This is a genomic window from Streptococcus sp. 1559 (assembly GCF_013276735.1).
GTDB lineage: Bacteria > Bacillota > Bacilli > Lactobacillales > Streptococcaceae > Streptococcus > Streptococcus pseudopneumoniae.
Genome location: NZ_VMLO01000088.1, coordinates 1 through 1,725, shown reverse-complemented (window position 1 = coordinate 1,725; position 1,725 = coordinate 1). Strand labels below are relative to the sequence as shown.

General features: G+C 39.1%; 1 protein-coding gene. It reads left to right on the top strand.

Translation table 11 applies throughout. The features are described 5' to 3' along the window. Positions 1 to 21 precede the first annotated feature (21 nt). Positions 22 to 1,725: IS1634 family transposase (locus HT688_RS09755; RefSeq protein ID WP_172923745.1), on the top strand; the 1,704-nt coding region annotated here is incomplete at its 3' end.

Sequence of the window (1,725 nt, the reverse complement as noted above, 5' to 3'; positions counted from 1 at the left end):
TTATGTATGCTATAATAGAGTATGGCATTTATTAAAACAACAACCAACAAAGAAGGGCGTACTCATGTCTATCTTGTGGAGGGATATCGAAAAGATGGAAAAGTCAGACAGCGTATTTTGAAAAAATATGGTCTCTTAGATGAACTAGAGGTAGAGGAACCTGATATCTTAGAACGTTTGAAACGTGAGGCAAAGGAAGGTCTACTAACAGAACCTCAATTCTTTCAAGTAAGCTATGACCTACTGGCTCCTATGAATGAGGTGGATCAGTCCTATGGTTGGATGGTCTTGGATAACCTGTTTGAAGAGTTAAAACTAACCGAGTTTCTAAAGACAGTGAAATCGAAATCAGAGTACGATTTGGCTCAAATTTTAAAACTATTAGTTTTTCAGAGAGTCCTCAATCCAGATAGTAAGTTATCTACTTATGCTTCTCAAGTAAACTTATTTGGTCATTGGGAAATAAGCCTCAACGCTATTTATCGTTCGTTAGATAAGTTGGATACCTTGAAAGAAAAACTTCTGCTTCATCTTCATAAAGAAGTGAGTCGCATGACCAAGCGTGAAGCACGTTTAGTTTTCTACGATGTAACGAACTACTACTTTGAAACAGATATCCCCGATGAGACGGTTGTTTCAGTTGATGGTGAAATTCTAAAAGAAGGACTAAGAAGGCGAGGTCCTAGTAAGGAACATCGTCCCAAACCCATTGTCCAATTAGGATTATTTATGGATACGAATGGAATTCCCATCAGTTATAAGTTATTTAGAGGAAATCAAACAGATCCTATTACCTATCTTCCAGCTGTTGAGGAAGTTAAAAAACAGTTTGGAATTGAGCGTATTGTGGTGGTGGCCGATAAGGCTATGAATAGCTCTTACAATATTTCTGAGATGATTCATCAAAAAGATGGATGGCTCTTCTCCCAGAAGCATCGTGGACGGCGTGGCGCCTCAAAGGAGCTACAAACACAAATTCTAAATCCAAACGATTGGCAATTTAATAAGGAGTTGACCTTCGCAAAGAAGTCCTATCTACGTGAACGCAAGCTGGGAACGAAGAAGGATTCTCCACTTGTCAAAGAGAAAGTTCTGATTACTTGGTCTAAGAAATACGCTGATCGAGAACGGATTCGTCGGGAAGGTGCTTTAGAATATGCCAGCCAACTAACCAATGCGGAACTCTTTCGACAGACCAGTAAAAAAGGAGGCAAGAAATATCTAGACCTCCACTATCTGGATGAAAAAACAGGGGAACTAAAGCCTTTTTCCCCACTTGTTACCATTGACCATGAGCAGGTTGATTTTGATGCTCAGTTTGATGGTGTGAATGTTCTTGTAACAAGTGAAGTTGGAATGACAGATGAAGAGATGTTGGAGGCTTATAAAGAGTTAGCTAAGATTGAGGATTGCTTCCGCATCACGAAGACAGAGCTTGAAAGTAGACCTGTTTATGTATGGACAGAAAATCATATACAGGCACATTTTTTGACTTGTTTTATCGCTTTAATTCATCTTCGACTCCTCCAACATCAAATTAATTGGAAGATGAGTCCAAGGAGAATCGCTAATGCTCTCAACAGTGCCAAAGCAACTAGGTTACAAGATAATTACTATAGACTACAAGAAAGTCCAGATATGCAGCTACTAAATAGATTATTGGGCATGGAATGGAACAAAGGGTTCGTGAAGTTTGAAGAACTCAAAAATTACGCCAAAGCTCCA